The sequence below is a fragment of the Amycolatopsis sp. NPDC058340 genome, from assembly GCF_042723975.1.
GTDB lineage: Bacteria > Actinomycetota > Actinomycetes > Mycobacteriales > Pseudonocardiaceae > Amycolatopsis.
The window spans coordinates 18,419-37,559 of record NZ_JBHXIB010000009.1; the positions used below are offsets into that span (position 1 = coordinate 18,419).

The window sequence follows — 19,141 nt, forward strand, 5'->3', positions numbered from 1 at the left end:
TCCAGCGCGAATGGAGACAAAAGCAACCACAGGCCTGCCAGAAAGACCAGAGCGTCGACCAGGCCGGAAGCCACACTGCGATATGGGGCCACTTCACTTGCAGTGGTTCGGGCCGAGGAGGACCACGTGTTCATCTCTCACAGTGCTCCCGTACGTTGCGGACGGCCTTCGTCCAGCTGACGCCAGACTGTCCTCAAGCCTCCCCTATCCAGCAGCGGCCGCACCTGACAATCAGCTTGCGATCCATGGCACACCGGGGCACCACAACGCATGCTCGATCACCGACGTGGCAACTGCACCGACGCGCCTGCGAAATCCGCAGAACAAGTGCTGCCATGCGACGCGTTTGCTCACGATCTGGCAGGGTGTCCACCGGGTCCGGCGCGCTCCCTCCCCCTCGGCGCGCCGGCCCACCACAAGGCGGAGCAGCCACACGACGCCTGTCACGCTTCCCGCGACGTGTCCGGCGCGAACGAGCAACGAGCGGCTAGCGAACGAGTGGCCACGGGAAGCATGGCCCGCGGACATCGTGTCACTGAGCCGGGTCGCCCGTACGGACGACCCAGCATCGCGATTCTCGGCGCGGGGCCCGATCGGGTAGTTCCCCCCGGCCGGCTGGTCGGCGATGGCAGGGCTGGGCAAGGATGCACGTGATCTCGAAACTCCGCTCTCGACGACGAGGATCAACCATGTCGACTACACATCCCACCGCGGTCATCACCGGCGGGACCGGCGGCATGGGATTGGCGACGGCGGGGCTCATGGGCCGCGACCACCGGATCGTGCTGGCGGACCTCGACCAGGCGCGCCTCGACGACGCGGTGCGCGAGCTGGCCTTGGCCGGAATGGATGCGATCGGCGTGGTGTGCGACATCACCGACAAGGCATCCGTTGAGCAACTGTTTCACCGCGCGGAGTCCGAAGGAAGTCACGTTCGCGCGGTGGTCCACGCTGCCGGAGTCAGTCCGCACATGGGTACGGCTGAACGCATCGCGCGCATCAACGCGACCGGCACCGTCAACATCGCGCGGGCCTTCCTCGCGCGGGCCGCCGACGGTGACGCACTCGTCAATGTGGCATCCACCGCCGGACACAGCGTTCCCGAGATCTTCGTCCCGCTCCGTGCTTTCCGCCTCGCCGAGCGACGACCCGACGATTTCGAGAAGGCGATCGTCAGTCGCGCGAAGTTCGTCGGCCGGAAGCTGAAGCCCGGACTGGCCTACGCGATCAGCAAGAACTTCGTCCAGTGGTACAGCCGTTTCCTTGCGGCCGAGTTCGGTGCGCGGGGAGCGCGGGTCGTTTCTGTCTCTCCAGGGAGTTTCGATACCGCGATGGGGCGTCTGGAGGAGAACCACGGCGCCGGCGAGCTGGTGAAATCGGCGGCGATCAAACGATTCGGCAAGCCCGAGGAGGTCGCGGCTGTTCTCGCGTTCTGCGCCGGCGAAGCACCCGGCTATCTGACCGGGATCGACATCCTGGTAGACGGGGGAACCAAGGCCGGGAAAGAGTTTGCCAATGCCCGGAAAAAGGCCTTCTAAAGAGGAGGGGCTCATGTCCTTCTCGTTCAAAAGCGCACACTGCGCCCGCGTCGTGTGTGTGCACCGGGTGCCACCACAGGGCTTCCTGGAGCGGCACGGCGTCGTAGGGCGGTTCCATCACGCGGACTGGGACGAGCCCGCCCAACCGCTCGGCGAGACGCCGCTGGACGAGGGCGACCCGGCGGGTACCCACGACCAGCTGAGGCATCAACCCGAAGCTGTCGACGGAGACCTCCACCCGCGGCTCGATGCCGAGCAAGCCGATCTGGCGCGCGGCGGGCGCGTCGTAGGTGCGCTGGTACGTCACCCACGGTAGCCGCGCCAGGTCGTCGAGGGTGAGCTGCTCGCCGACCTCGGGGTTGTCGTCGGCGACGAGGTAGGCCCAGCTGTCCCGGTAGAGGTCGACCGCGGGGAAACCGCGAATGATGCCGTGTGGCATCAGCAACCCGTCGACGGTACTCAGCAGTGCCGTGGTGTCCTCGATGAGTTCCGTCGACGCCTGCTTGAACCGGAGCCGGACGCCTGGTGCCTCGGCATGGATCGTGCGGGCGAGTTCGGCGCCGAAGACGGCCACCGCGTAGTCGGAGGCGACCAGGGTGAACTCGTGTTCCTCGTGGGCGGGGTCGAAGTCGGCCTGGCTGGTGAAGACGCGCTCCAGCAGGTCGCAGGCGGTGGCGGTACGGCCGAGGAGAGCCAGACCGAGGGCGGTCAGTTCGTAGTGCCCGCCGGCCCGGGAGAGCAGGTCGTCGCCGAAATGCGTCGCCCCGTCTTGGTGACGTTGCGCTCCTCCAGCGGACACGTACGCCGATCACCAGAAAGCCTTGTACGTACGAGAAGAACGGCCCCAACGACAGCTCGGCGACATCGCTCAGCACCAGAAGTCCCCACTGGCGAAAGCCCAGCAAGGCGACCCGAACGACCCCTTCGCCAAGGCTCTCCGCGGAAGCTACAACGACCTGGAAGGGAGCAAGAGCGACGCATTGCGTTCAACTTGGCCAAAGCCCCAAGGCGGCCAGTCGGCACACTGTTCGGCATCACCCAGCTCAGGGCGGAACTGAACCACAGCGGCGACCATCACCATCTGGCCGCCCGCCGACCAGCTGCCCGAAGTCGCCATCTCGGCGGAAAGATTCACCGATGCCATCGCCTACACCGAACGTGCCCACTCAGAACTCGGCCGATATCCGTGTAGACGCTGTTGGTGCCCCCGGTGAGATTCGAACTCACACTGGACGGGTTTTGAATCCAGCCAGGAACTACGCCTCTACCTGCGACAACCGCGAAACTACCGGCGATTTGGGGGCGAGGCGGGGGTGACCACTCCCCCAACGACCTCCTGGGCATGCCACACGCGACGGCAGCACCCCCCACCTGCCAGACCCTTGAGCCGCCGTCAACCACGAAACGTAACCGTCGACGTCGCAACGCCTTGCTCGGTCAGCCCGACATACCAGCATGAAGATCCTGTTCACGACCGCTGGCCTCGTACTGTCCTTCGTCGGAATCTGGTTGGCCTTCAAGGCCTACCGCTCTACGCACGAAGAACACGGCCAGGGGCCACTATGGCCCGCGTTCAATCGCCTCGGAAACCGCATCAAGTCGACGGTCCGTCGCCTCCTTCGACGCAAACCGCCGCCGAATATCGTCGGACTCGGCGCCGCTGTCATTGCCGCGACGACAGCAACGGCGATGGGGGTCGTGTCGCGCGGTCCAGCGCCAACGGATATCCCCCTCTACAAGCAGGTCCGTTGGATCGAGCGGAGGGTTGCGCTGAACGAAGCCCAGGCCGCCGAAGACCGAGCCAGGCAGCAGCAGGACACACGGGAGCTAAAGACCTCGATCGGGGCAGTCAGAAGCCAGCTTCGCGAGGTAGAGGCAAGCCACCGGGAGCTGATCCGCTCCGTAGCTGCGGATACGGTCAGACTCCAGATTGCCAGCCTGTTCTTTCTCGGATTCGGCACAGTCTTGCAGGCAATCCCCAACTTCATGTAACCAGCAACCTGACACTCCCTGGAGGTCAACTGGAACGCGGCCTCAGCGCGTCCGCCAGGACCCATTGACGGTGCCAGGTGGCTCCCTCGCCGGGTGTGCCGAGGGGGAAGGTGACCCATCCGACCCAGTGCCCGGTGACCGTGGCCGCCAAGGTGCTCAGCGTCCCGGGCACGGTCCCGGTCAGGTCGAGGCCGTCGGGGAGCGACCCCCGCGGGGCATCGACCGGGAAGACGCGACGAAGGTCGACCCACACGAGCTTGGGTGGCTCCACCGCGCGCACGTATGGTGCACCGTCGTCACCAGGCCTTGCCGAGTCGGACATGTGTTCGATTATGCATCCTTCGCCCCGGCGAGGACCTCCAGCCCGCCCTCCCCTAAGGACGACATCCCTTGCAAACGCTGACAGGAAGGGTGTTCTACGGAGCGTCACCAACGCGCGAACTGAGACAGACCGCCAGCACGTGCTGACGACGAGCCTCGTAGGAAACCCGGGAAACCAAACCCGCAAACCCGCAAACCCGCAAAACCTACTCTGACCTGCTTATATGCCTGCGGGTTTACATACGATCCCAAAATCCCAAACCCGCAAACCCGCAAATCTACCAACGTAGAATTACGAGTGTTTATGCAGCTCAACGGCCACTTTTGACACTTTCGTGACCTGTGGACATCGGCCGCTCACCGATGTCGAGGTTCCCAAACCCGCCCCCCAATCACCTGCCAGCAAGTTCGCCTGACCGACACGGACCGTTACGTCAACGACCTGCCGGACTGTGGTCCGCGGCCGGGCGACACGCGCGAACGGAAGGATACGATCGCACCATGCCCGAAGAGGAGCTGGCGGCGCGCGTAGCCCGCCTTGAACGTCAGGTCGCTGACCTGTCCGAGCGCTCTGCCGACGCAGCAGCGGCGCGCGTGCTCGCGGCCGGTGCGGACCGGGACGTCACGGAAGTCCGAGCGGAACTGCGCGCCCACACGGGAACCCTCAACGCTTTGCGCGAGGACCAGAACGACCTCCGTGACGAGATGCGCCGCAGCTTCGCCACCGTCAACACGTCACTGCAGCAGATCGTCACCCTGCTTGAGGCGGCCGGCCAGGATGACGAGAGGTAGCTCGAACCAGGGACGTTTGTCATTCTGGACGAAGGCCGCCAGCGACTCTCCGTTGGCGACCTTCGTCGTTTATAGGCAACCTGTCTTTCAGAACCAGGTGTCGCGCTGAATGGCGTCGGGTTTGACTTCTTCGGTATAGCCATTGGCGAACTTGACCTTGAGGTATTCGTCGCCAAAGAGTCCGCTTCGCTTGCCCACCACTTCCCCGCGGGTTCCGGGTTCAACGTGACACATGAACGGGCCGCCGATTGCTTCACGGCTCTTGACCTTGTCGCCTTCGCCGTACTTGCGGGGATTACCCTCGGTCCACCAGCGCTTGCGTGGTTCGCGATCAGGCTTGGAGCGAGGGCTTGTCCCTCGACCGATTTCGTCCGCCGTGTCGCTGGCCGATGGGCGGTAGATGCCGTCTGTGGCGAACGTGCTGGCCGCATAGCTGGCCGGGGCTTCTTTGATCGTGCTCGGGTCGCCCGGTCGCCAGGGCTCCCAGTCGTCGGGGAGGTCGGATCCGCTGGCGTTCCAGGCGTCGCCGCCTGCTTCTGGTCGTCCACTCATGCCGCGTCCCCTCTCCCCTGTAATCATCGGCAGTCTTGCGAGGCTAGCTTCTGAAATCGAAAAACGGCAGTACCAGCACAAATAGGGATCAGCGCCGCCGTTCGATGTTCGACGGGACGCCACCTTCGAGGAAAGTCTTGATCTGCTGCACGGCGACCCCATAGCAGCGTTGTGCGGTGTCGGGGATGTTCTTCGACATGTGCGGGCTGATGATGACGCCGGGGCAGGCGAAGAGTGGATGACCAGGCGGCAAGGGCTCGGGGTCGGTGACGTCAAGCGCCGCACGTAGGCGGCCGGTCCGCAGTTCGGCGATCAGCGCGTCGGTGTCGACGATCTCGCCCCGGCCCGCGTTGATGAGCAGCGCCCCGTCTGGCATCGACGCCAGGAATTTCTGGTCGACCAGGCGCCGTGTCTCGGGGGTGATCGGCGCCGCGATCACCACGAGGTCGTGTCCGGCGATCAGGTTCGGGATCTCACCGGCGTCGTGCACGCCGTCCCGCGCTGTGCTCGCGACCAGCGTGGTGGTGGCGCCCATCTTGCGGAGACGCTCGGCAGAGGCGGTGCCGATGTGGCCGGCGCCGATGATGAGGGCCCGTTTTCCGCTGACCGTGTCCGGGGTGACCTTGCGGTGCGCCCAGATACCTTCACGCTGGTAGTCCAGTAGCGCGGGCCATCCTCGGTACAGGCAGAGCACCGCGGACAGGACCCATTCGGAAACGGAGTGCGCGTGACCGCCGCGAGCGCTCGCGAGGACCACGTCGGCGGGCACGTGCGGCGCCCATTCGTCGGTTCCGGCAGACAGAAGCTGAACCATCTGCAGGTGGGGAAGCTGGGGAATCAGCGGGATCGGGCGGTGGCTGCCCCGGAAGGACACAACGAGTATCTCGGCTCGCTGCTGGTCCGCAGTGAGTTCGAGCTTGTTCGGGTCGTAGGGCAGCACTTCGACGTCCTCGAACCGGCTCAGGAGGTCGACGCCTGTCTGGTCGTCGGGTTCGCAACTGACAAGGATTTTCGGCATGCGAAACAGATCCCTTCCCTGGTGCGTAAGGGAAAACGGTGATGGAGCCCGCTCTGTCGAGCGTGGACTACAGGTGGTGGCGTTGGCACCAATCAATCGCTGCGGCGGTGTGTGTCGGCTCGAACGCGCCGGTGTTCAGGACCAGGTCGAACAGTGCGGGGTCTGCACTGCGCGCTTCGGTGAGCGTTTCGTCCCACACGGCCAGGCGTTCATCGACACGCGCGTCATGTCGCCCGATGAGCCGCTTCGCTGCTTCTTCCCGCGGGCAGAACACCATCACGACCGTCCAGGTCAGCGGATAGCCGCGGCAGATCGCGCGGATGGCGTCGACCTGGCCGACGTGCAGCACCGGAACCCGCTCCTGCTCGTGAAGAATGGCGTCCAGTTCGCTCCGGTCGACGACGTAGGTCGAGTCGTAGCGCCGGTTCTCGTAGATGACCTGTCCGTGCTCGCGCAGCGTCGCCAGCTGCTCGACCGTGCCCATGCGGTAGCCGCTGGTCCGCCCCGGCCCGACTTTGAGCCGCTGGAAATGCGAGTACGGACCGAGCGTGACCAGCTGCGAAGTGATGGTGTCCTTCCCCGCGGCCGGCGGGCCATAAAGTAGGACACCGCGGCTATTCGGCATGGCGCATGGCCTTCACGATCCGGTCGGCCTGCTCGACCAGCGTGGTGGCCGCGTTCAACCGGTTGTCGACCAGGTAGTGCGGGACCGCCGGTCGGAAGTCGGGGTCAATCGTGGCGATGTAGTCCTGCCAGTTCGACAACTTCCAGTCGTCGCGCGCGGCGCCTCGATAGGACAGGTAGTCGTACATCGACTCGACGTCGCACCGCACCCAGACCACCGACAGTGTGGCGCCCCGCGCGCGGCAATTGTTCTGCAGCCGGGTCATCCATGCGTCGTCGGACAGCTCGCGGATGAACGGCGCGTCCAGCACCACCGAGACACCCGCGTCAAGGTTCTCCATCGCGGCATCCATGAGCGCGCGGTACTCGCACGGCCGAACTTTCTGCAGGTACAGGTCAGAATGCCGGTCGTGGCGGTCGCTGCCGAGCGCGATGAGAAGCTGCTCGACCACCGGCCGCGTGATCGTGTCTTTGTTCAGCCGCGCCCACCGGGCCGTCGCCGCCAGGAACTTCGCGAATTCCGACTTTCCAGAGCCCGCGAAACCACCGACGACCACGACAGACAGACCGTTGCCCTGTTCGGCAGCGGAGTGATGAGCGGCTAGCACGCGATCCTCCAGCATGTCCGGTCCGGTCGCTTCTGATCCTGCGAACGCGTTGTGAATGACGTCGTCCAGTGGTGATGCGATCGGCGCGTGAGCCGCGTGGTGATCCGCGCGTCGCCAGCCGACAGCGGTGGTCGCCACGGCCGGCCGGGATCGTTCGTGCAGCGTCGTCACTGCTCGTTCCATCGCTTCATATGCCAGCACGATCTGTCCTCCTGCCTGGAGCGTCGCGTCGGCCCACTCGCAGAAGAGTCGGTCCGGCCGCTGTCGCCCTGCTTCGAAATTGGCCAGTGAGGATCGCGTGTAGGGGTGCACGCCCGGCGCCTTGCCGTTGTGGACGGCCTGCTTCAGCAGATCGACTAGCCCATGCTGGCCGTGGCCGGCGGAGCCGCGCCAGTGCGCCAGCACGCGGCCCAGTTCTTGCTGCGCAACCAGCACGGTTTCCCGTTGCTGAGTCATTGATCCTCACTCCTCGACCCTGGCATGTAGCACGGCTTGTCGGCGTTGTCGGTACTTGTCGGCGTTGTCGGCTGGCGTTGTCGGCTCAGTGTCACTGACATGTGTCGGAGGTCACCGACACGCACGGCGGTCCGCGAAGCTCGGTTCCAGACAGCAAGCAACGAGCTCCAACCGAGACGCCAGGAGACGGACATGTCGAGCAAGAACAACCCCTTCAATTTCAAGACCAGCAGCGGGATCCTCAAGAAGCTGGTAATCACACTGGTCGTCGTTGCGATCATCGTGATGGTGCTCAAGTCTCCCGGGGAGTCTGCGGAACTCGTCACCGACGCCCGCGACAACGGCGAAGGCGTCATCGACAGCCTGATCACCTTCTTTCGGGGGCTCGCTAAGGACTAGGACTGACCGGCCTTGAGACGGTCAACCGTCTCCTGCAGCGTGTCTACCTGGGCCTTTAGCTCTACAACCTGCGACGACAGCAGTTCCAAAGTCAGGGGCTCTCGGCCCGGAGAAGCACTGACTACGCGTCCGACGCCTGGCCGGGAAACGATCCAGCCATCTTCTTGGAGCTGACCCAATGCGCGCTGGGCTGTGCCAACAGCGACTTCGAATCTCGCGGCGATCTCGCGCTGATTCGGCAACTGATCGCCCGGTCGCAGCTCGCCTGACTTGATATCGCGTCGAAGCTGCTCGGCAATCCACTCGAACGTCGCCTTACCCGCGCGATCCACTTCGTTCGTCATAGCGCAACCCTACCCAACCGAATCCCGCCGAACTAGTTCACTCGGATGGCCGATGCCTTTCCAAACTGATCCGGATTAGTCTGGACTTGTTCGCAGATGAAAGGAACCTTCCAATGAGGACTGCACGACCGACCCAGAGCGAGTCAGGCCCCGTCGCCATCGGCTCCGATGCCAGTGGCGTCGAGCTGGAGATGGCCGATGAGGCGCTGGCCGCTGCTGAGGCTGGCTACCCGGTGTTCGACCTGCCGGAAGAGGACCTGGCGGCGCTGTCGCTGGAGGAGTTCGAACAGGCGATCACCCCGTCCCCGGTGTTCGAGCTGTTCTCCTGGCCGCACGGAGGAGTGTCGGGTTCGGGCAAGTCGTCGGCCCGCTTGCTCGCGCAGCTGCACGACGTCGGCGAGGTGGCGTGATGGGCCGCCGCCTGTTCGTCCCGGCCGCGTTCGCCGATCTGTTCGCGTCGATGCCGCCGAAGACCGCCCCGGCGTCGCGGTGCCGGGAGTGGCTGGAGGCCACGGAAACCGCGCTCCGCTCCCAGATTTCCGGCCCGCATGGTGTGCAGGCCATGCGGCTGATCCCGCTGCTGGTGACCGTTCGTCACACCAGTTTCTGAGCTGACTTTCCGCTCACGTTTCCCGCTATTTCCCGCATTTCTCGCATTGTTGTGGAGGTACCGCCATGCCTGGATACGCCGACCCGGCCACCGCGATCACCACCCGGTTCCGCGCCCTGGCCGCCCTGCTGACCCGCAACGCCACGGTGCTGGAGGTGTCCGGGCTGCCGGTCGAGGTCACCGCGGTGCGGTCGACGGTCTACCGCGATGTCGCCGCTCAGCTCGCGCTGCTGGTCGAGGTCGAGGTGGACCAGGCCGCGGGCAACCCGCTGGTGGTGCCCCTGCACAGCGAGGACGTCGAGACGGTGGTGGTGCGCCGGTTCGAGCGGCTGGCCGACCAGCTGACCGCCAACGCCCGCACTCTCGTGCACGCCACGTCGGAGCCGGTGATGCGACGGCGCGCCCAGGTCTACCGCGACGTCGCGTCGCAGGTGCGGATGCTGGCCCGGCACGAGGCCGACGAGGCCACGGCCCGCCGGATCCAGGCCCAGCGGCCGCCAGCGGAGGCGCTGCTGCCGTCGCAGGTCGCCAGGCAGGCGGCGGCCCGCGCCCCGCGGGTTCGGGCCGTGTTCGTCGAGAAGCTGGTGGACGCGATCGCGAAGCGGCGCCGTCAGGGCTGGTCGGTCGCCAGGTTGACGCTGTGGCTGCGGACCGTGCTGCGTGATCCGCAGACCGACGCGATCCACCCGTGTGCTCAGAAGTCCTTCGTTTCCTACGTGACCTACCTGTTGGCCAGTGCCACCACGGCCCGCCCGGTCGGGATCGTCGCCGCATGACGGACTAACCCCGAACCGAGCGGGCTAATGGGAGCTCGCCAGGTTATGCGTTGGCCATTTGAGTCCCTGAGCACTTGTCGACCTTGAGTTCAGTGATCATCCGGCAGGCTATAAACGCAACCTTCCTACCCTCTTTGTAGTTGAATTCGTAGTATTCGATGTCGATGTCACCAACGTTGGGCCCTGAATCGAAGCGTCCAATTCTTTCGTAGGTTCCGCCGATGCAAACATCGAGGATGGCTATTGTTCGGTAGCCGTCGCTGTCGGTGTCGTAGACCGACAGTGTGTCCTCGTGCTCGCGCCAGCGGGCGTACCCCTTCCCGTCGGAGCGCTCGATATCCCAGTGCTCACCGTTGTTGATGTTCCCCACGAAGCAGTCGTATTGCAGGCGAGCTTTGGCATCCGCGATGCTCATCGCTGACGCCTCGATGGCCACACTCTGAGTGGGGACTCCAGCAGCCAACGCGGGTTGGGTGAGCACCAGGCTTGCCGCTACCGCCGCGCCTGCAGCAAGCATCGTCCGACTTCGTTTCATCGCTGTTCCCTTCGGTCAGCTACTACCTGGCGACGCCGCTGTGGCGTGCCGACTCAGGATTGGTAACGGCGAAGGCCCTCGCAACACCTTTTCGCTGGAGCGAAAAGGTATTTCTGCGGAGTAGCCGGGCGGCACCTGCGTCGAGCCCCAATTTCTGTCAGATGGTTTCCCTTTACTGAAAGGATTTCCGATGTCGTTGAAGTACAGGATCGCCGCTGTCGCGGGCCGGGTCGCGACCCGGCTGGATCGCCGGGCGCCGGTGTTCTACGCCGCCGATGTGGTGCTGTTCGCCCACCGCGACGGTGTGCCGCACGTGCTGCTGATCGAACGCGGCTGGGACCCGCACCAGGGCAAGGCCGCGTTCCCCGGCGGGCACGTCGATGCCGGGGAAACCTCGCTGGAGGCCGCGAAACGGGAAGCGGTCGAGGAAACCGGGCTCGACCTCGACCGGATCCCGCTCCGGCTGGTCGGCGTCTACGACACCTCGGGCCGGGACCCGCGCGGCCGCTACGTCGGTATCGCCCGCACCGCGGTGCTGCCGACGATGCCCGCCCCGATCGCCGCCGACGACGCGGCGGCCGCGTCATGGGTCCCGCTCGCCGTCGCCATCCGGATGGCGCGCGCTGGCGGGTTCGCGTTCGACCACGCCGACATCCTCGCCGACGCCCTGCGCGTCACCGGCGTCGGCCGCTGACCCACCCCGAAATGTCCCGGCACCACCAACAGGAAGGAGCGCCGACATGGCGAAAAAGGACCACAAGGTCGTCATCCACACCACCGACGGCCGGAGCGAGGAGAAGTGGGTGAGCGCGTCCGACGCCGCCTACTACGAGAACCTGCCGTTCACCTCCTCCAACGTCCGGGTCGTCACGGTCACCCCACCGAAAGCCCGGTAGCACCAACCATTTTCAGCTCACCACCCAGAACCTCCCGGCCCGCGGTTCATCCCGCCACGAACGCGCCGCGCACCGGGAGAAGCACCACCAACCCATATCGATCACAGGAGGACGTCATGGGCATTGTCAGTGCCGCCAAGACCGCCGCGAAGGCCGTCGACAAGACCGCCGAGTTCGTCGGCAAGAACCGCTCGCAGGTCGTCATGCACACCGGGAACGGCATTCCCACGACCCACTGCGGCGGGTGCGGCAAGCGCGCGAAGAAGAAGTTCAGCGGCCACCCCTACTGCGGTAAGTGGGCGTGCCAGCAGAAGATCACCGCGAAGATCTACGGCTGACCCGCGATGGCGAAGGTGCTCTACCACCAGCTCACCGTCGGCGACACGATCACGCACAAGAACCGCGACTACCGCGTGCTGGCCCGCCCGGTCCCGGCCACGTGGAGCCTCAAGGTCTCGATCGCGGTGCACGACCTCGACGCCCGCACCGATACCACGATCAAGGTGTCCGGCAACGCGGAAGTCCTGCGCCGCCCGCGGTTCTTGTGAACCCGTTACAGCGCGACGCGAACGGCATACCGGGCGACGTCTCCGCCCGCTAAAGGGGTCCCGGCCCGGTGGTTCATCCCGCCAAGAACGCGCCACCGGGCCGGGCCTTCCCACCAACCCACGCCGCCCATCGGGGCGGCCATCAACAGGAAGGGTTTCCCATGCTACCGAGTACAGCACGAGCGACGCGGGCCGAGGTGATGGCCCCGGACCTGGAGAAGGTCACCGCCACCGCCCCGGCGAACCTGATCTACAAGGCCGCCGACCCGTGGGCGGTCGAGCTGACCGTGCGCACCGCCGCGGGCTGGGTGTCGTGGGTGTTCGCCCGGTCTCTGCTCGCCGACGCGGTGCTGGCCGACGGGTCGACCTTCGACCAGATCGGTCAGGGAGACGTCCGGATCTCCGCACCCGGGGCGCACGTGCTGCTGGAACTGAACTCCCCGACCGGACACGCGGTCCTGCGCCTGCCGCGCGCCGACGTCGAGCGGTTGCTGGACAAGGCCGAACAGCTCGTGCCCGAAGGCGACGAAGTCCTCGACTGGGACCGCGAGATCACGTTGCTGGTGGGTGAGGGCGCATGACCCGCACGATCGGCGACATGTCCGGCATCGTCCAGCCCGGCGACACGATCAACGTCGTCATGGTCCGCCCGGACGGCACCCCGACCGGTGTCAGCCACACCACCACCGTCGACCACCTGGGCCGCTACACCGGTCGCCAGGACGTCGAGCGTGGCCGCGCGAAGGTCGCCACCATCAACCGCCCGCCCCGGCGTCGCCGCTGACCGACATCCCTGCTGCGGAAGGGGAATCGCGATGGAAACCTGTCTCGCCTGCTACCGCGCCGGTGAGGGCAACACCGTCCATTGTGGAGGCTGCCCGTGCTGCACGAAGTGACTCCCGCCCGGCGCACCGACACGGCCGCGAATCACGACCAGGACCTGGTCGCCGACCCGGCCGGGCTGGTGCTGGCGATCGACGCCGACTGCCCGGCGTGCGGCGGGCCGGAACGCACGTTCACCGCGGCCACCGGCCTCTACGGCTGCACCCGCTGCGCGCACACCTCGCCCGAACGCGACCACTGACTCTCTCTTCACTGTCCAAGGAGGACAACTCATGCGCACCCTGACCCACGACGGCCGCGGACTTGCCCGGCTGGTCCTGAAATGCGACGCGATCGGCGCGGTCGATATCGAGGTCGGCGACTACGCCACGGCGTCGGTCACGCTCGAACCGCTCGCCCCCATCGACACGGTCGCCGCGCGGCTGATCGCGGGTGCCACCGCGGTCACGACTGGTGATGAGCTGCGGGTCACCGTTCCTGGTGATCCCGGCGGCAACACCACGGTCGTGCAGAACGCGCACGGCACCCACGTGCGGATGACCGCCACGACGGTGACCGGCTCGATGACCGGCGTCACGATCACCGGCAACGGCAACGTCGTCGTCGGCGGGAACATCGTCAACGGCAGGGCCGTCAACGGCAATGTCGTCACCGGCGGCGGGATCCAGGTCACGGTCCGGCTTCCGCGCACCTGCGCCGCGGTGAGCGTCGAAACCGTCAGCGCAGACGTGGCCGTCTCCGGGGTGCTGCGCACCGTCGCGGCGCGCAGCCTCTCCGGTGACGTGTCCATCGGCACGGCGACCGAGACCGCGCACGTGAACACCACGTCCGGGGACGTCGTTATCGCCAGCACCCCGGAGGCCACGGTCCACACCGTCTCCGGCGACGTCAGCGTGATCAGCCTGGCCGCCAGGGCCTGGCTGGGCACGGTCTCGGGAGACATCCGGGTCCACGCCATCGGCGACGCGTCGGTGCACGCGGAATCGGTGTCCGGCGACATCCGGGTCGCCGCCGACTCCGATGCCACGGTGCGCTCGAACCTGCGCAGCCTGTCCGGCCGGGTCATCGACCGCACGAACGGCCGGTGAACCCGGCCATGACCGACTACCAGCGGCCGTTCACCGACAGCATCGAGGGCTGGACCCCCGACCCCGACGACCTGGCCCGGTGGCCCAACACCGTCCGGATCGAGACGGTCGAGGACTACCAGGCCCAGCCCATCAGCGGGATCGACCCGGACGACACCGTGTACGCCGACCACGGCGCGCACCGGTACCTGGTGGAGATCGACACCCACTACAAGCCCGACCGCACCGGTCCCTACCCGGTGCGGCTGACCCGCGTGGACGCGCTCCGCCTGGTCGACGCGGTCCTGGCCGCGGTCGACGACACGTTCAACCCCTCCACCGTCGGCGTGCTCCGCCCGGCCGAAGCCACCGAACTCCTGGCGTTCGTCCGCGAGGCCGCCGACCGGCTGGCGCGGCTGCGCGAACACGCCGAAGCCGACGGCGGCACCACCGCCCCCATGACCGACCCGACCACCGAGGAGTGCTGACCATGACCGGACCCGAGCACTACGCAGAAGCCGAAAGCAAGCTGCAAAGGGCCGTTGAGACCACGCTTGGTTCGGACGAGGAGCGCTACAACCTCGCCAGCGCGCAGGTCCACGCGATGTTGGCTTTGGCTGCCGCCACCGTGGCGGCGGGCCGGGGTCACATCACCGGCATGAACCTCACCACCGAACGCGCGTGGGACACCGTGACGGGTGAGGAGTCGTGACCCCCGGCGGCACGCGACCGTCCGCACCGGACGCGCTCGCGCTGGCCACGACGGCGGGGCTGCTGCGGATGCTGCTGGAGCGCAACGGAACCTGGGCCCTGCTCAAGGTTTTCGGGGCGTTCGCGTTGTTCCTGGCGCTGCATCTGGCGCGGGTTCCGCTGGTGCTGCTGGTGCGGATCCTGGCCGGGGTGGTCGCCCGGGTCGACGGCTACACCACCCGGCAGATCACCACCGCGCCGGCCGGGCCGATCAACCACTACTACGACCCCGCCACCACGATGGCGGGGAGCTGGGAGCACGCGCGTGTTCGGACGTAACCGGTATCTGTCCTATGTGGAGGCGTGGCGCGCGACGGCGCTGGGGGACGCGGGCTACGCGATCCGCCGCAACATCATCGTCGTGGCGACGCTGGTGGGGATCGATCTGCTGGTGCTGGACGGGTCGTGGCTGGCCTGGCCGGTCCGCGCCGTCCTGCTGTACCTCGGGTGGAACACCTACGGCTGGCTGAGGTTCCGGTCCCGGGTACGGCGGGGCCTGATCTTCCCGCCGGAACAACCGCGCTCGCCGTTCGGCGGGCCGGAGGAAGGAAGGGGGTGGCGCCATGGCTGAGCAGGAACAGCCTGCCCGGACCGGGCAGGAGAAGGCGGTGGCGTGGGCGGCCACGCACGCCGGGGAGCTGGCCGGCGTCGGTGCTCCGCTGATCGGCGGGGCGGTGTGGTCGCCGTGGCTGTGTCTGCTGGCGGTCCCGGGCACCGCGGCGTGGGTGGTCAGCGAGTTGCGGTTGCGTCGCACGACCCGCACCGCCCGCACCTCGCTCACCAGCGCCGGGAAACCCGCACTGCCCACAGCACCGGCGGAACACCACCAGAGCACCGGCGACCAGGCCGACATGGCCGGGAGTCCTGAGCGGAAGGAGGCACACCGATGACCACAACCAATCTCGATCACAGCGACGGCGGGGACAGCGGGGACCCGGAGTTCTCCGCCGGGCTCGCCGCGCTGGAGAAGCACCTCGCCGACGTCGCCGCACACCCCACCGACCCGCCTCCGCCGCCGGATCCGCCCGCGCAGGACGAGGCCCCCGGCACCGGCCCCGCCACCCCCGAGGTGGCGGGGCCGGTTCGTCGGCAGGTCCGGACGCGGCGGGTGCAGCGGCGGATCGCCGAACACGCCGAAGCGCACCAGTTGCTGACGCTGGAGCACGACGACGCGCCGTTCGAGGTCACCTCCGACAAGGTCCGCGCCCGCCGCAAGGCGGTCGTGGAGGCCGCGCGGCTGTGGAAGCTGGACCGCGATCCGCGCGTGCTGGCCTACCGCGACGCGCGGATGCTCACGCTGATCACCAGGCTGGCGCTGGTGTCGCTGGTGCTCGCGCTGGCCTGGTCCACCGCCGGGGTCCAGGCCTTCGCAGCCGAAGGCGCGCCGAAGTGGTCGCCGTCGTGGTGGTTCGCGTGGCTGGTCGAACCGTTCTGCTCCCTGGCGCTGCTGATGGTCGTGGGCGGCAAGGCCTACCTCGCCACCCGGGGCCACAAGGTGGCCGACAAGGGCCTCGACCGCGCGGAATGGGTGTTCCTGTCCCTCACCCTCGGGATGAACGCCTGGCCGCACCTGCCCGGCATCGCGGACGAGTTCGTGGTGTCGGCGCTGGTGCTGCACATCCTCGGACCCATCGTCGCGATGGCCGTGGTCCGCGCACTGCCCCGGCTGATGGCCGCGTTCCGCGAACTGTCCATCGACCTCGACGACCCGGAACCCGGTCCCGCCGAACCCGCGGCGGCACCGGCCCCCGGCACCGCCGCCGCGAACCCGACCGCGTCGACGGCCACCGGCTCGAAGGAGCCGGCGCCCGCGCGCACGGCACCGGCCCGGCGGACCGCTCCGGCGAAGCGGTCCGTGCGGTCGACGATCCCGGAGCCCAAGCGCCGGGACATCACGGCGCTGCGCGCCGAGTTCCAGCAGGCGCTGGAGTCGCGGCCGGAGGGGTTCGACCCGGCCAACGGCGCGGCGATCATGCGCACCCTCAAGTGCGCGAAGAAGTACGCCAACCAGCTGCGTGACGAGTACCTGAACCGCCAGTCCGGCGGTGATGCCTAACCCACCCTCCCGCACAGTCACCGGGCAGGGCCTGACCCCACCGTCCCGGTGCGCGGTCCGGCCCTGCCCGGTGCTGCACGAGTCCGCACCGAAAGGGACCCTTCGCGATGAACCCCACCGACCACAACGACACCCCCGAGTCCATGCCCGAAACCGTCGTCGAGACCGGCTCCGAGTCCACGCGGGAGTCCGCCCCGACCGTCGGCGAGCTGGCGACCGTGCACCCGCTGCGCACCAGCCCCGACCAGCACGAGTCCACCGACCCGGTCGGTGACGAGTCCGCGCCTCAGGTGGTCGAGGGACGCATCATCTCCGAGTACGAGTACCGGCTGCTGACCGACGAGAAAGCACAGCGCGAGTGGCGCTACGCCGAGTACCGCAAACAGGCCGCGTGGCTCGCCCGGACCACGAAGACGGTGGTCACCCACGACCGAACGGTGCGGTCGGTCAAGTTCGCGTGCCGTAACGCGCTGGCATACCCGGTCGCGGGTGCGGGCGTGGTGATCCGGCGGTGGCAGGACACCCACGGCGCCAGCCGGTACGAGCGGATGATGCGCCAGGCCGAACAGGACGGCAACCACGACCGGTTGCTGGAATGGGAGGCCCGGGACGTGGCGGAAAAGCAGCGTCGCCACGACCGCGCCATGGACTGGGTGAAATCCCCGCTGGAGCTGGCGAAAGCCGCCGGAGTCACGATCGTGGCGGCCGCGGTGCTGCTGCTGACGCTCGGGGTGATCCTCGCGGTCGCGGGCAAGGGCAGCGTCCTCGGACCGATCGAGGCCGTCATCGACGCGATCGCGTTCCTGGTCTGGTTCACCATCACCTACGGGGTGTTTCTGCTGGTCGGAGGCACCGTCGGGGTGCTGACCTACCTGTGGAACCTGGGCCGGACCCGCACCGAGACGCCGGGCTGGTTCGCCCCGCCGGCGCCGAAGACGGAGATGGTGAACCTGACTCCGTCGATCATGGTGGCCGCCCTGCGTGATCTGGGCATCAAGGCGCTGCGTGACGCGATCAAGGCCGATCCGGACTACGGCGCGCGGATGCTCGGACCGATCACCCGCTACGGGCCGGGCGCGCAGGTCGAGATCACCCTGCCTCCGCAGGTCACCGGCACGCAGGTGATGAACCTGCGCGAAACCCTGGCCGGGAACCTGGACCGCAAGGCCCACGAGCTGCACTTCGAGCGCAGCGCGGACTCCGAACGGCAGATCACGCTGTGGGTGGCGCACTCCGGGGCGCTGGACCGGAAACTGCCGGACTCGCCCATGCTGGACCCGGAATTCGGACCGGTGGACCTCTACCGCGACCGGATGCCGTGGGGTGTGGACGTCAAGGGCGACGCGGTGGAGCTGAACCTGCTCCAGCAGCACCTCCTGCTGGCCGGCCTGTCCAAGCAGGGCAAGACCGCCGCCGCGCGGGCCCTGCTGCTGTGGATCGCGCTGGACCCGTCCACCCGGATCCGGCTTGCCGATTTGAAGGGGTTCGGCGACTGGTCCATGTTCGACGGCCTGGCAGAAGAGCTGATCGAGGGTGCCGGGGCGGAGAACTTCATCGCCACCTGCGACATGCTCGAAGGCGGCGAAGCCGAGATGCAGTCCCGCTACGAGCGGTGGCGGGCCATGGGCCGCAAGGGCGACGTCGGCCGGGCCGATTCCCAGCCCGGGAGCGGTTTCGAGCCGCTGTTCATCGTGGTGGACGAGGTGCAGAAGCTCTACGGCTGCACCGTCGAGCACCCCGACGGCGGCGACGTCGGCGGCAACGGCAAGAAATCCCGCGCCGCGCGGGCCGCGCAAGCCCTGCACGACCAGGGCCGCGCGGTCAACGTCCACCTGATGCAGTTCTCCCAGAACCCGACGAACGCGAACTTCCCCGCGATCGTGCGAGAAGGCGCCATGATCAGGGCGTCGCTGTTCGTCGGCACCGAGTCCATCGCGAAGATGGCCCTCGGTGAAGCCGCCGTCGACACCGGCGCGGCCCCGCACGCCCTCCGGGCAGGGCTCGACCGCGGCACCGTCGTGCTCGCCCCGGGCGAGTCGATGGACCTGCCCAACGGTGCCACCCACACCACGGTGCGCACCCACTTCATCAGCACCGAACAGGGCCACACCATCGCTGACCGGGCAAAACAGCTCCGTGCGGGCATCGCGCACCGCGCCATCGCCCCCACCGAGCGGGACCTGCTCGACGACCTGATCGCCGTGTTCGAGGCCGACGAAGACCGCGCGAAGGACACCGACCTGGTCGTCCGGCTGCGCAAACTCGCCGGACCCAGCTACCAGCCCTACGGCAAACGGCTCACCGGCTCCGGCCTGCGCGCACAGCTCGACGACCTCGGTGTCGAGGTCAAACTGCGCGACGGCTACCACTGGGTTCAGTCACACAGCGTGCACGCTGTGGCGGCTGCCCGCTAGGC

At 67.5% G+C, this 19,141-nt stretch carries 29 protein-coding genes and 1 pseudogene; 22 read left to right on the top strand and 8 right to left on the bottom strand.

Features of this window, described 5'->3' with window-relative positions:
* Positions 1 to 689 precede the first annotated feature (689 nt).
* Positions 690 to 1,538: an SDR family NAD(P)-dependent oxidoreductase gene (locus ACFWIW_RS13925; protein WP_378368770.1), complete on the top strand. Its 849-nt coding sequence runs from the start codon at positions 690 to 692 to the stop codon at positions 1,536 to 1,538.
* Between the two features lie 109 nt (positions 1,539 to 1,647).
* On the opposite strand, the pseudogene ACFWIW_RS13930 reads toward ACFWIW_RS13925, so the two are convergent.
* A pseudogene (locus tag ACFWIW_RS13930) lies at positions 1,648 to 2,337 on the bottom strand (LysR substrate-binding domain-containing protein); the annotation flags it as partial.
* Between the two features lie 656 nt (positions 2,338 to 2,993).
* On the opposite strand from ACFWIW_RS13930, the gene ACFWIW_RS13935 reads away from it, so the two are divergent.
* Positions 2,994 to 3,530, top strand: a complete 537-nt coding sequence (locus ACFWIW_RS13935; protein ID WP_378368771.1) for a hypothetical protein — start codon at positions 2,994 to 2,996, stop codon at positions 3,528 to 3,530.
* Between the two features lie 25 nt (positions 3,531 to 3,555).
* Here the strand turns inward: ACFWIW_RS13935 and ACFWIW_RS13940 are convergent, their stop codons facing one another.
* Positions 3,556 to 3,801 (bottom strand): hypothetical protein, encoded by a 246-nt coding sequence (locus ACFWIW_RS13940; RefSeq protein ID WP_378368772.1) that lies wholly within the window; start codon positions 3,799 to 3,801, stop codon positions 3,556 to 3,558.
* 551 nt (positions 3,802 to 4,352) lie between these two features.
* On the opposite strand from ACFWIW_RS13940, the gene ACFWIW_RS13945 reads away from it, so the two are divergent.
* On the top strand, positions 4,353 to 4,643 hold the full coding sequence (locus tag ACFWIW_RS13945; RefSeq protein ID WP_378368773.1) for a hypothetical protein: 291 nt from the start codon (positions 4,353 to 4,355) through the stop codon (positions 4,641 to 4,643).
* Positions 4,644 to 4,730: 87 nt separating this feature from the next.
* On the opposite strand, the gene ACFWIW_RS13950 is transcribed toward ACFWIW_RS13945, so the two are convergent.
* The 4 genes from ACFWIW_RS13950 to ACFWIW_RS13965 form a co-directional block, all read right to left on the bottom strand.
* Positions 4,731 to 5,195 (bottom strand): hypothetical protein, encoded by a 465-nt coding sequence (locus ACFWIW_RS13950; protein WP_378368774.1) that lies wholly within the window; start codon positions 5,193 to 5,195, stop codon positions 4,731 to 4,733.
* An 88-nt stretch (positions 5,196 to 5,283) separates the two neighbouring features.
* Positions 5,284 to 6,213: an NAD(P)-dependent oxidoreductase gene (locus tag ACFWIW_RS13955; RefSeq protein WP_378368775.1), complete on the bottom strand. Its 930-nt coding sequence runs from the start codon at positions 6,211 to 6,213 to the stop codon at positions 5,284 to 5,286.
* A gap of 67 nt (positions 6,214 to 6,280) precedes the next feature.
* On the bottom strand, positions 6,281 to 6,838 hold the full coding sequence (locus ACFWIW_RS13960) for a kinase (protein ID WP_378368776.1): 558 nt from the start codon (positions 6,836 to 6,838) through the stop codon (positions 6,281 to 6,283).
* Positions 6,828 to 7,901, bottom strand: coding sequence for an AAA family ATPase (locus ACFWIW_RS13965; protein ID WP_378368777.1), 1,074 nt, complete (start codon positions 7,899 to 7,901; stop codon positions 6,828 to 6,830). The genes ACFWIW_RS13960 and ACFWIW_RS13965 overlap by 11 nt, the downstream gene beginning before the upstream one ends.
* Before the next feature lie 192 nt (positions 7,902 to 8,093).
* Here ACFWIW_RS13965 and ACFWIW_RS13970 point away from each other — a divergent pair, with 192 nt between their 5' ends.
* The gene (locus tag ACFWIW_RS13970; RefSeq protein ID WP_378368778.1) at positions 8,094 to 8,300 is read left to right on the top strand and encodes a hypothetical protein; all 207 of its coding nucleotides are present in this window, start codon (positions 8,094 to 8,096) and stop codon (positions 8,298 to 8,300) included.
* On the opposite strand, the gene ACFWIW_RS13975 is transcribed toward ACFWIW_RS13970, so the two are convergent.
* Complete coding sequence (locus ACFWIW_RS13975) at positions 8,297 to 8,644, bottom strand: GntR family transcriptional regulator (protein WP_378368779.1); 348 nt, start codon at positions 8,642 to 8,644, stop codon at positions 8,297 to 8,299. The two genes, ACFWIW_RS13970 and ACFWIW_RS13975, sit on opposite strands and share 4 nt — an antisense overlap.
* A 113-nt stretch (positions 8,645 to 8,757) precedes the next feature.
* Between ACFWIW_RS13975 and ACFWIW_RS13980 the strand changes: the two genes are divergently transcribed.
* From ACFWIW_RS13980 to ACFWIW_RS13990, 3 genes are all read left to right on the top strand, one after another.
* Entirely contained in the window at positions 8,758 to 9,054 is a 297-nt protein-coding gene (locus ACFWIW_RS13980; protein ID WP_378368780.1) for a hypothetical protein, read from the top strand.
* Positions 9,054 to 9,254 (top strand): hypothetical protein, encoded by a 201-nt coding sequence (locus ACFWIW_RS13985; protein WP_378368781.1) that lies wholly within the window; start codon positions 9,054 to 9,056, stop codon positions 9,252 to 9,254. Before ACFWIW_RS13980 ends, ACFWIW_RS13985 begins: the two co-directional genes overlap by 1 nt.
* A 65-nt stretch (positions 9,255 to 9,319) precedes the next feature.
* Positions 9,320 to 10,030 (top strand): hypothetical protein, encoded by a 711-nt coding sequence (locus tag ACFWIW_RS13990; RefSeq protein ID WP_378368782.1) that lies wholly within the window; start codon positions 9,320 to 9,322, stop codon positions 10,028 to 10,030.
* A gap of 43 nt (positions 10,031 to 10,073) precedes the next feature.
* Here ACFWIW_RS13990 and ACFWIW_RS13995 read toward each other — a convergent pair whose 3' ends face one another.
* The gene (locus ACFWIW_RS13995; RefSeq protein ID WP_378368783.1) at positions 10,074 to 10,565 is read right to left on the bottom strand and encodes a hypothetical protein; all 492 of its coding nucleotides are present in this window, start codon (positions 10,563 to 10,565) and stop codon (positions 10,074 to 10,076) included.
* Positions 10,566 to 10,755: 190 nt separating this feature from the next.
* Between ACFWIW_RS13995 and ACFWIW_RS14000 the strand changes: the two genes are divergently transcribed.
* The 15 genes from ACFWIW_RS14000 (at position 10,756) to ACFWIW_RS14070 (ending at position 19,139) form a co-directional block, all read left to right on the top strand.
* The gene (locus ACFWIW_RS14000) at positions 10,756 to 11,259 is read left to right on the top strand and encodes an NUDIX domain-containing protein (protein ID WP_378368784.1); all 504 of its coding nucleotides are present in this window, start codon (positions 10,756 to 10,758) and stop codon (positions 11,257 to 11,259) included.
* 46 nt (positions 11,260 to 11,305) lie between these two features.
* Positions 11,306 to 11,461: a hypothetical protein gene (locus ACFWIW_RS14005; RefSeq protein WP_378368785.1), complete on the top strand. Its 156-nt coding sequence runs from the start codon at positions 11,306 to 11,308 to the stop codon at positions 11,459 to 11,461.
* A gap of 116 nt (positions 11,462 to 11,577) precedes the next feature.
* Positions 11,578 to 11,799, top strand: coding sequence for a hypothetical protein (locus ACFWIW_RS14010; RefSeq protein ID WP_378368786.1), 222 nt, complete (start codon positions 11,578 to 11,580; stop codon positions 11,797 to 11,799).
* A 6-nt stretch (positions 11,800 to 11,805) separates the two neighbouring features.
* Positions 11,806 to 12,009, top strand: a complete 204-nt coding sequence (locus ACFWIW_RS14015; protein ID WP_378368787.1) for a hypothetical protein — start codon at positions 11,806 to 11,808, stop codon at positions 12,007 to 12,009.
* 161 nt (positions 12,010 to 12,170) lie between these two features.
* Positions 12,171 to 12,590 (top strand): SsgA family sporulation/cell division regulator, encoded by a 420-nt coding sequence (locus tag ACFWIW_RS14020; RefSeq protein ID WP_378368788.1) that lies wholly within the window; start codon positions 12,171 to 12,173, stop codon positions 12,588 to 12,590.
* Positions 12,587 to 12,793 (top strand): hypothetical protein, encoded by a 207-nt coding sequence (locus tag ACFWIW_RS14025; protein WP_378368789.1) that lies wholly within the window; start codon positions 12,587 to 12,589, stop codon positions 12,791 to 12,793. The genes ACFWIW_RS14020 and ACFWIW_RS14025 overlap by 4 nt, the downstream gene beginning before the upstream one ends.
* Positions 12,794 to 12,889: 96 nt before the next feature.
* Positions 12,890 to 13,093 carry a hypothetical protein gene (locus tag ACFWIW_RS14030; protein ID WP_378368790.1) on the top strand — a complete coding sequence of 68 codons (204 nt, stop codon included), beginning with the start codon at positions 12,890 to 12,892 and terminating at the stop codon, positions 13,091 to 13,093.
* Between the two features lie 31 nt (positions 13,094 to 13,124).
* Positions 13,125 to 13,940 (top strand): DUF4097 family beta strand repeat-containing protein, encoded by an 816-nt coding sequence (locus ACFWIW_RS14035; protein WP_378368791.1) that lies wholly within the window; start codon positions 13,125 to 13,127, stop codon positions 13,938 to 13,940.
* Between the two features lie 8 nt (positions 13,941 to 13,948).
* Positions 13,949 to 14,407 (top strand): hypothetical protein, encoded by a 459-nt coding sequence (locus tag ACFWIW_RS14040; RefSeq protein ID WP_378368792.1) that lies wholly within the window; start codon positions 13,949 to 13,951, stop codon positions 14,405 to 14,407.
* 2 nt (positions 14,408 to 14,409) lie between these two features.
* Positions 14,410 to 14,631: a hypothetical protein gene (locus tag ACFWIW_RS14045; RefSeq protein ID WP_378368793.1), complete on the top strand. Its 222-nt coding sequence runs from the start codon at positions 14,410 to 14,412 to the stop codon at positions 14,629 to 14,631.
* Positions 14,628 to 14,948 (top strand): hypothetical protein, encoded by a 321-nt coding sequence (locus ACFWIW_RS14050; RefSeq protein WP_378368794.1) that lies wholly within the window; start codon positions 14,628 to 14,630, stop codon positions 14,946 to 14,948. The genes ACFWIW_RS14045 and ACFWIW_RS14050 overlap by 4 nt, the downstream gene beginning before the upstream one ends.
* Positions 14,935 to 15,240, top strand: coding sequence for a hypothetical protein (locus ACFWIW_RS14055; RefSeq protein ID WP_378368795.1), 306 nt, complete (start codon positions 14,935 to 14,937; stop codon positions 15,238 to 15,240). Before ACFWIW_RS14050 ends, ACFWIW_RS14055 begins: the two co-directional genes overlap by 14 nt.
* Entirely contained in the window at positions 15,233 to 15,559 is a 327-nt protein-coding gene (locus tag ACFWIW_RS14060; RefSeq protein WP_378368796.1) for a conjugal transfer protein TraH, read from the top strand. The genes ACFWIW_RS14055 and ACFWIW_RS14060 overlap by 8 nt, the downstream gene beginning before the upstream one ends.
* The gene (locus tag ACFWIW_RS14065) at positions 15,556 to 16,725 is read left to right on the top strand and encodes a conjugal transfer protein TraI (RefSeq protein WP_378368797.1); all 1,170 of its coding nucleotides are present in this window, start codon (positions 15,556 to 15,558) and stop codon (positions 16,723 to 16,725) included. The genes ACFWIW_RS14060 and ACFWIW_RS14065 overlap by 4 nt, the downstream gene beginning before the upstream one ends.
* A 107-nt stretch (positions 16,726 to 16,832) precedes the next feature.
* Positions 16,833 to 19,139, top strand: coding sequence for a DUF308 domain-containing protein (locus tag ACFWIW_RS14070; RefSeq protein ID WP_378368798.1), 2,307 nt, complete (start codon positions 16,833 to 16,835; stop codon positions 19,137 to 19,139).
* Positions 19,140 to 19,141: the final 2 nt, after the last annotated feature.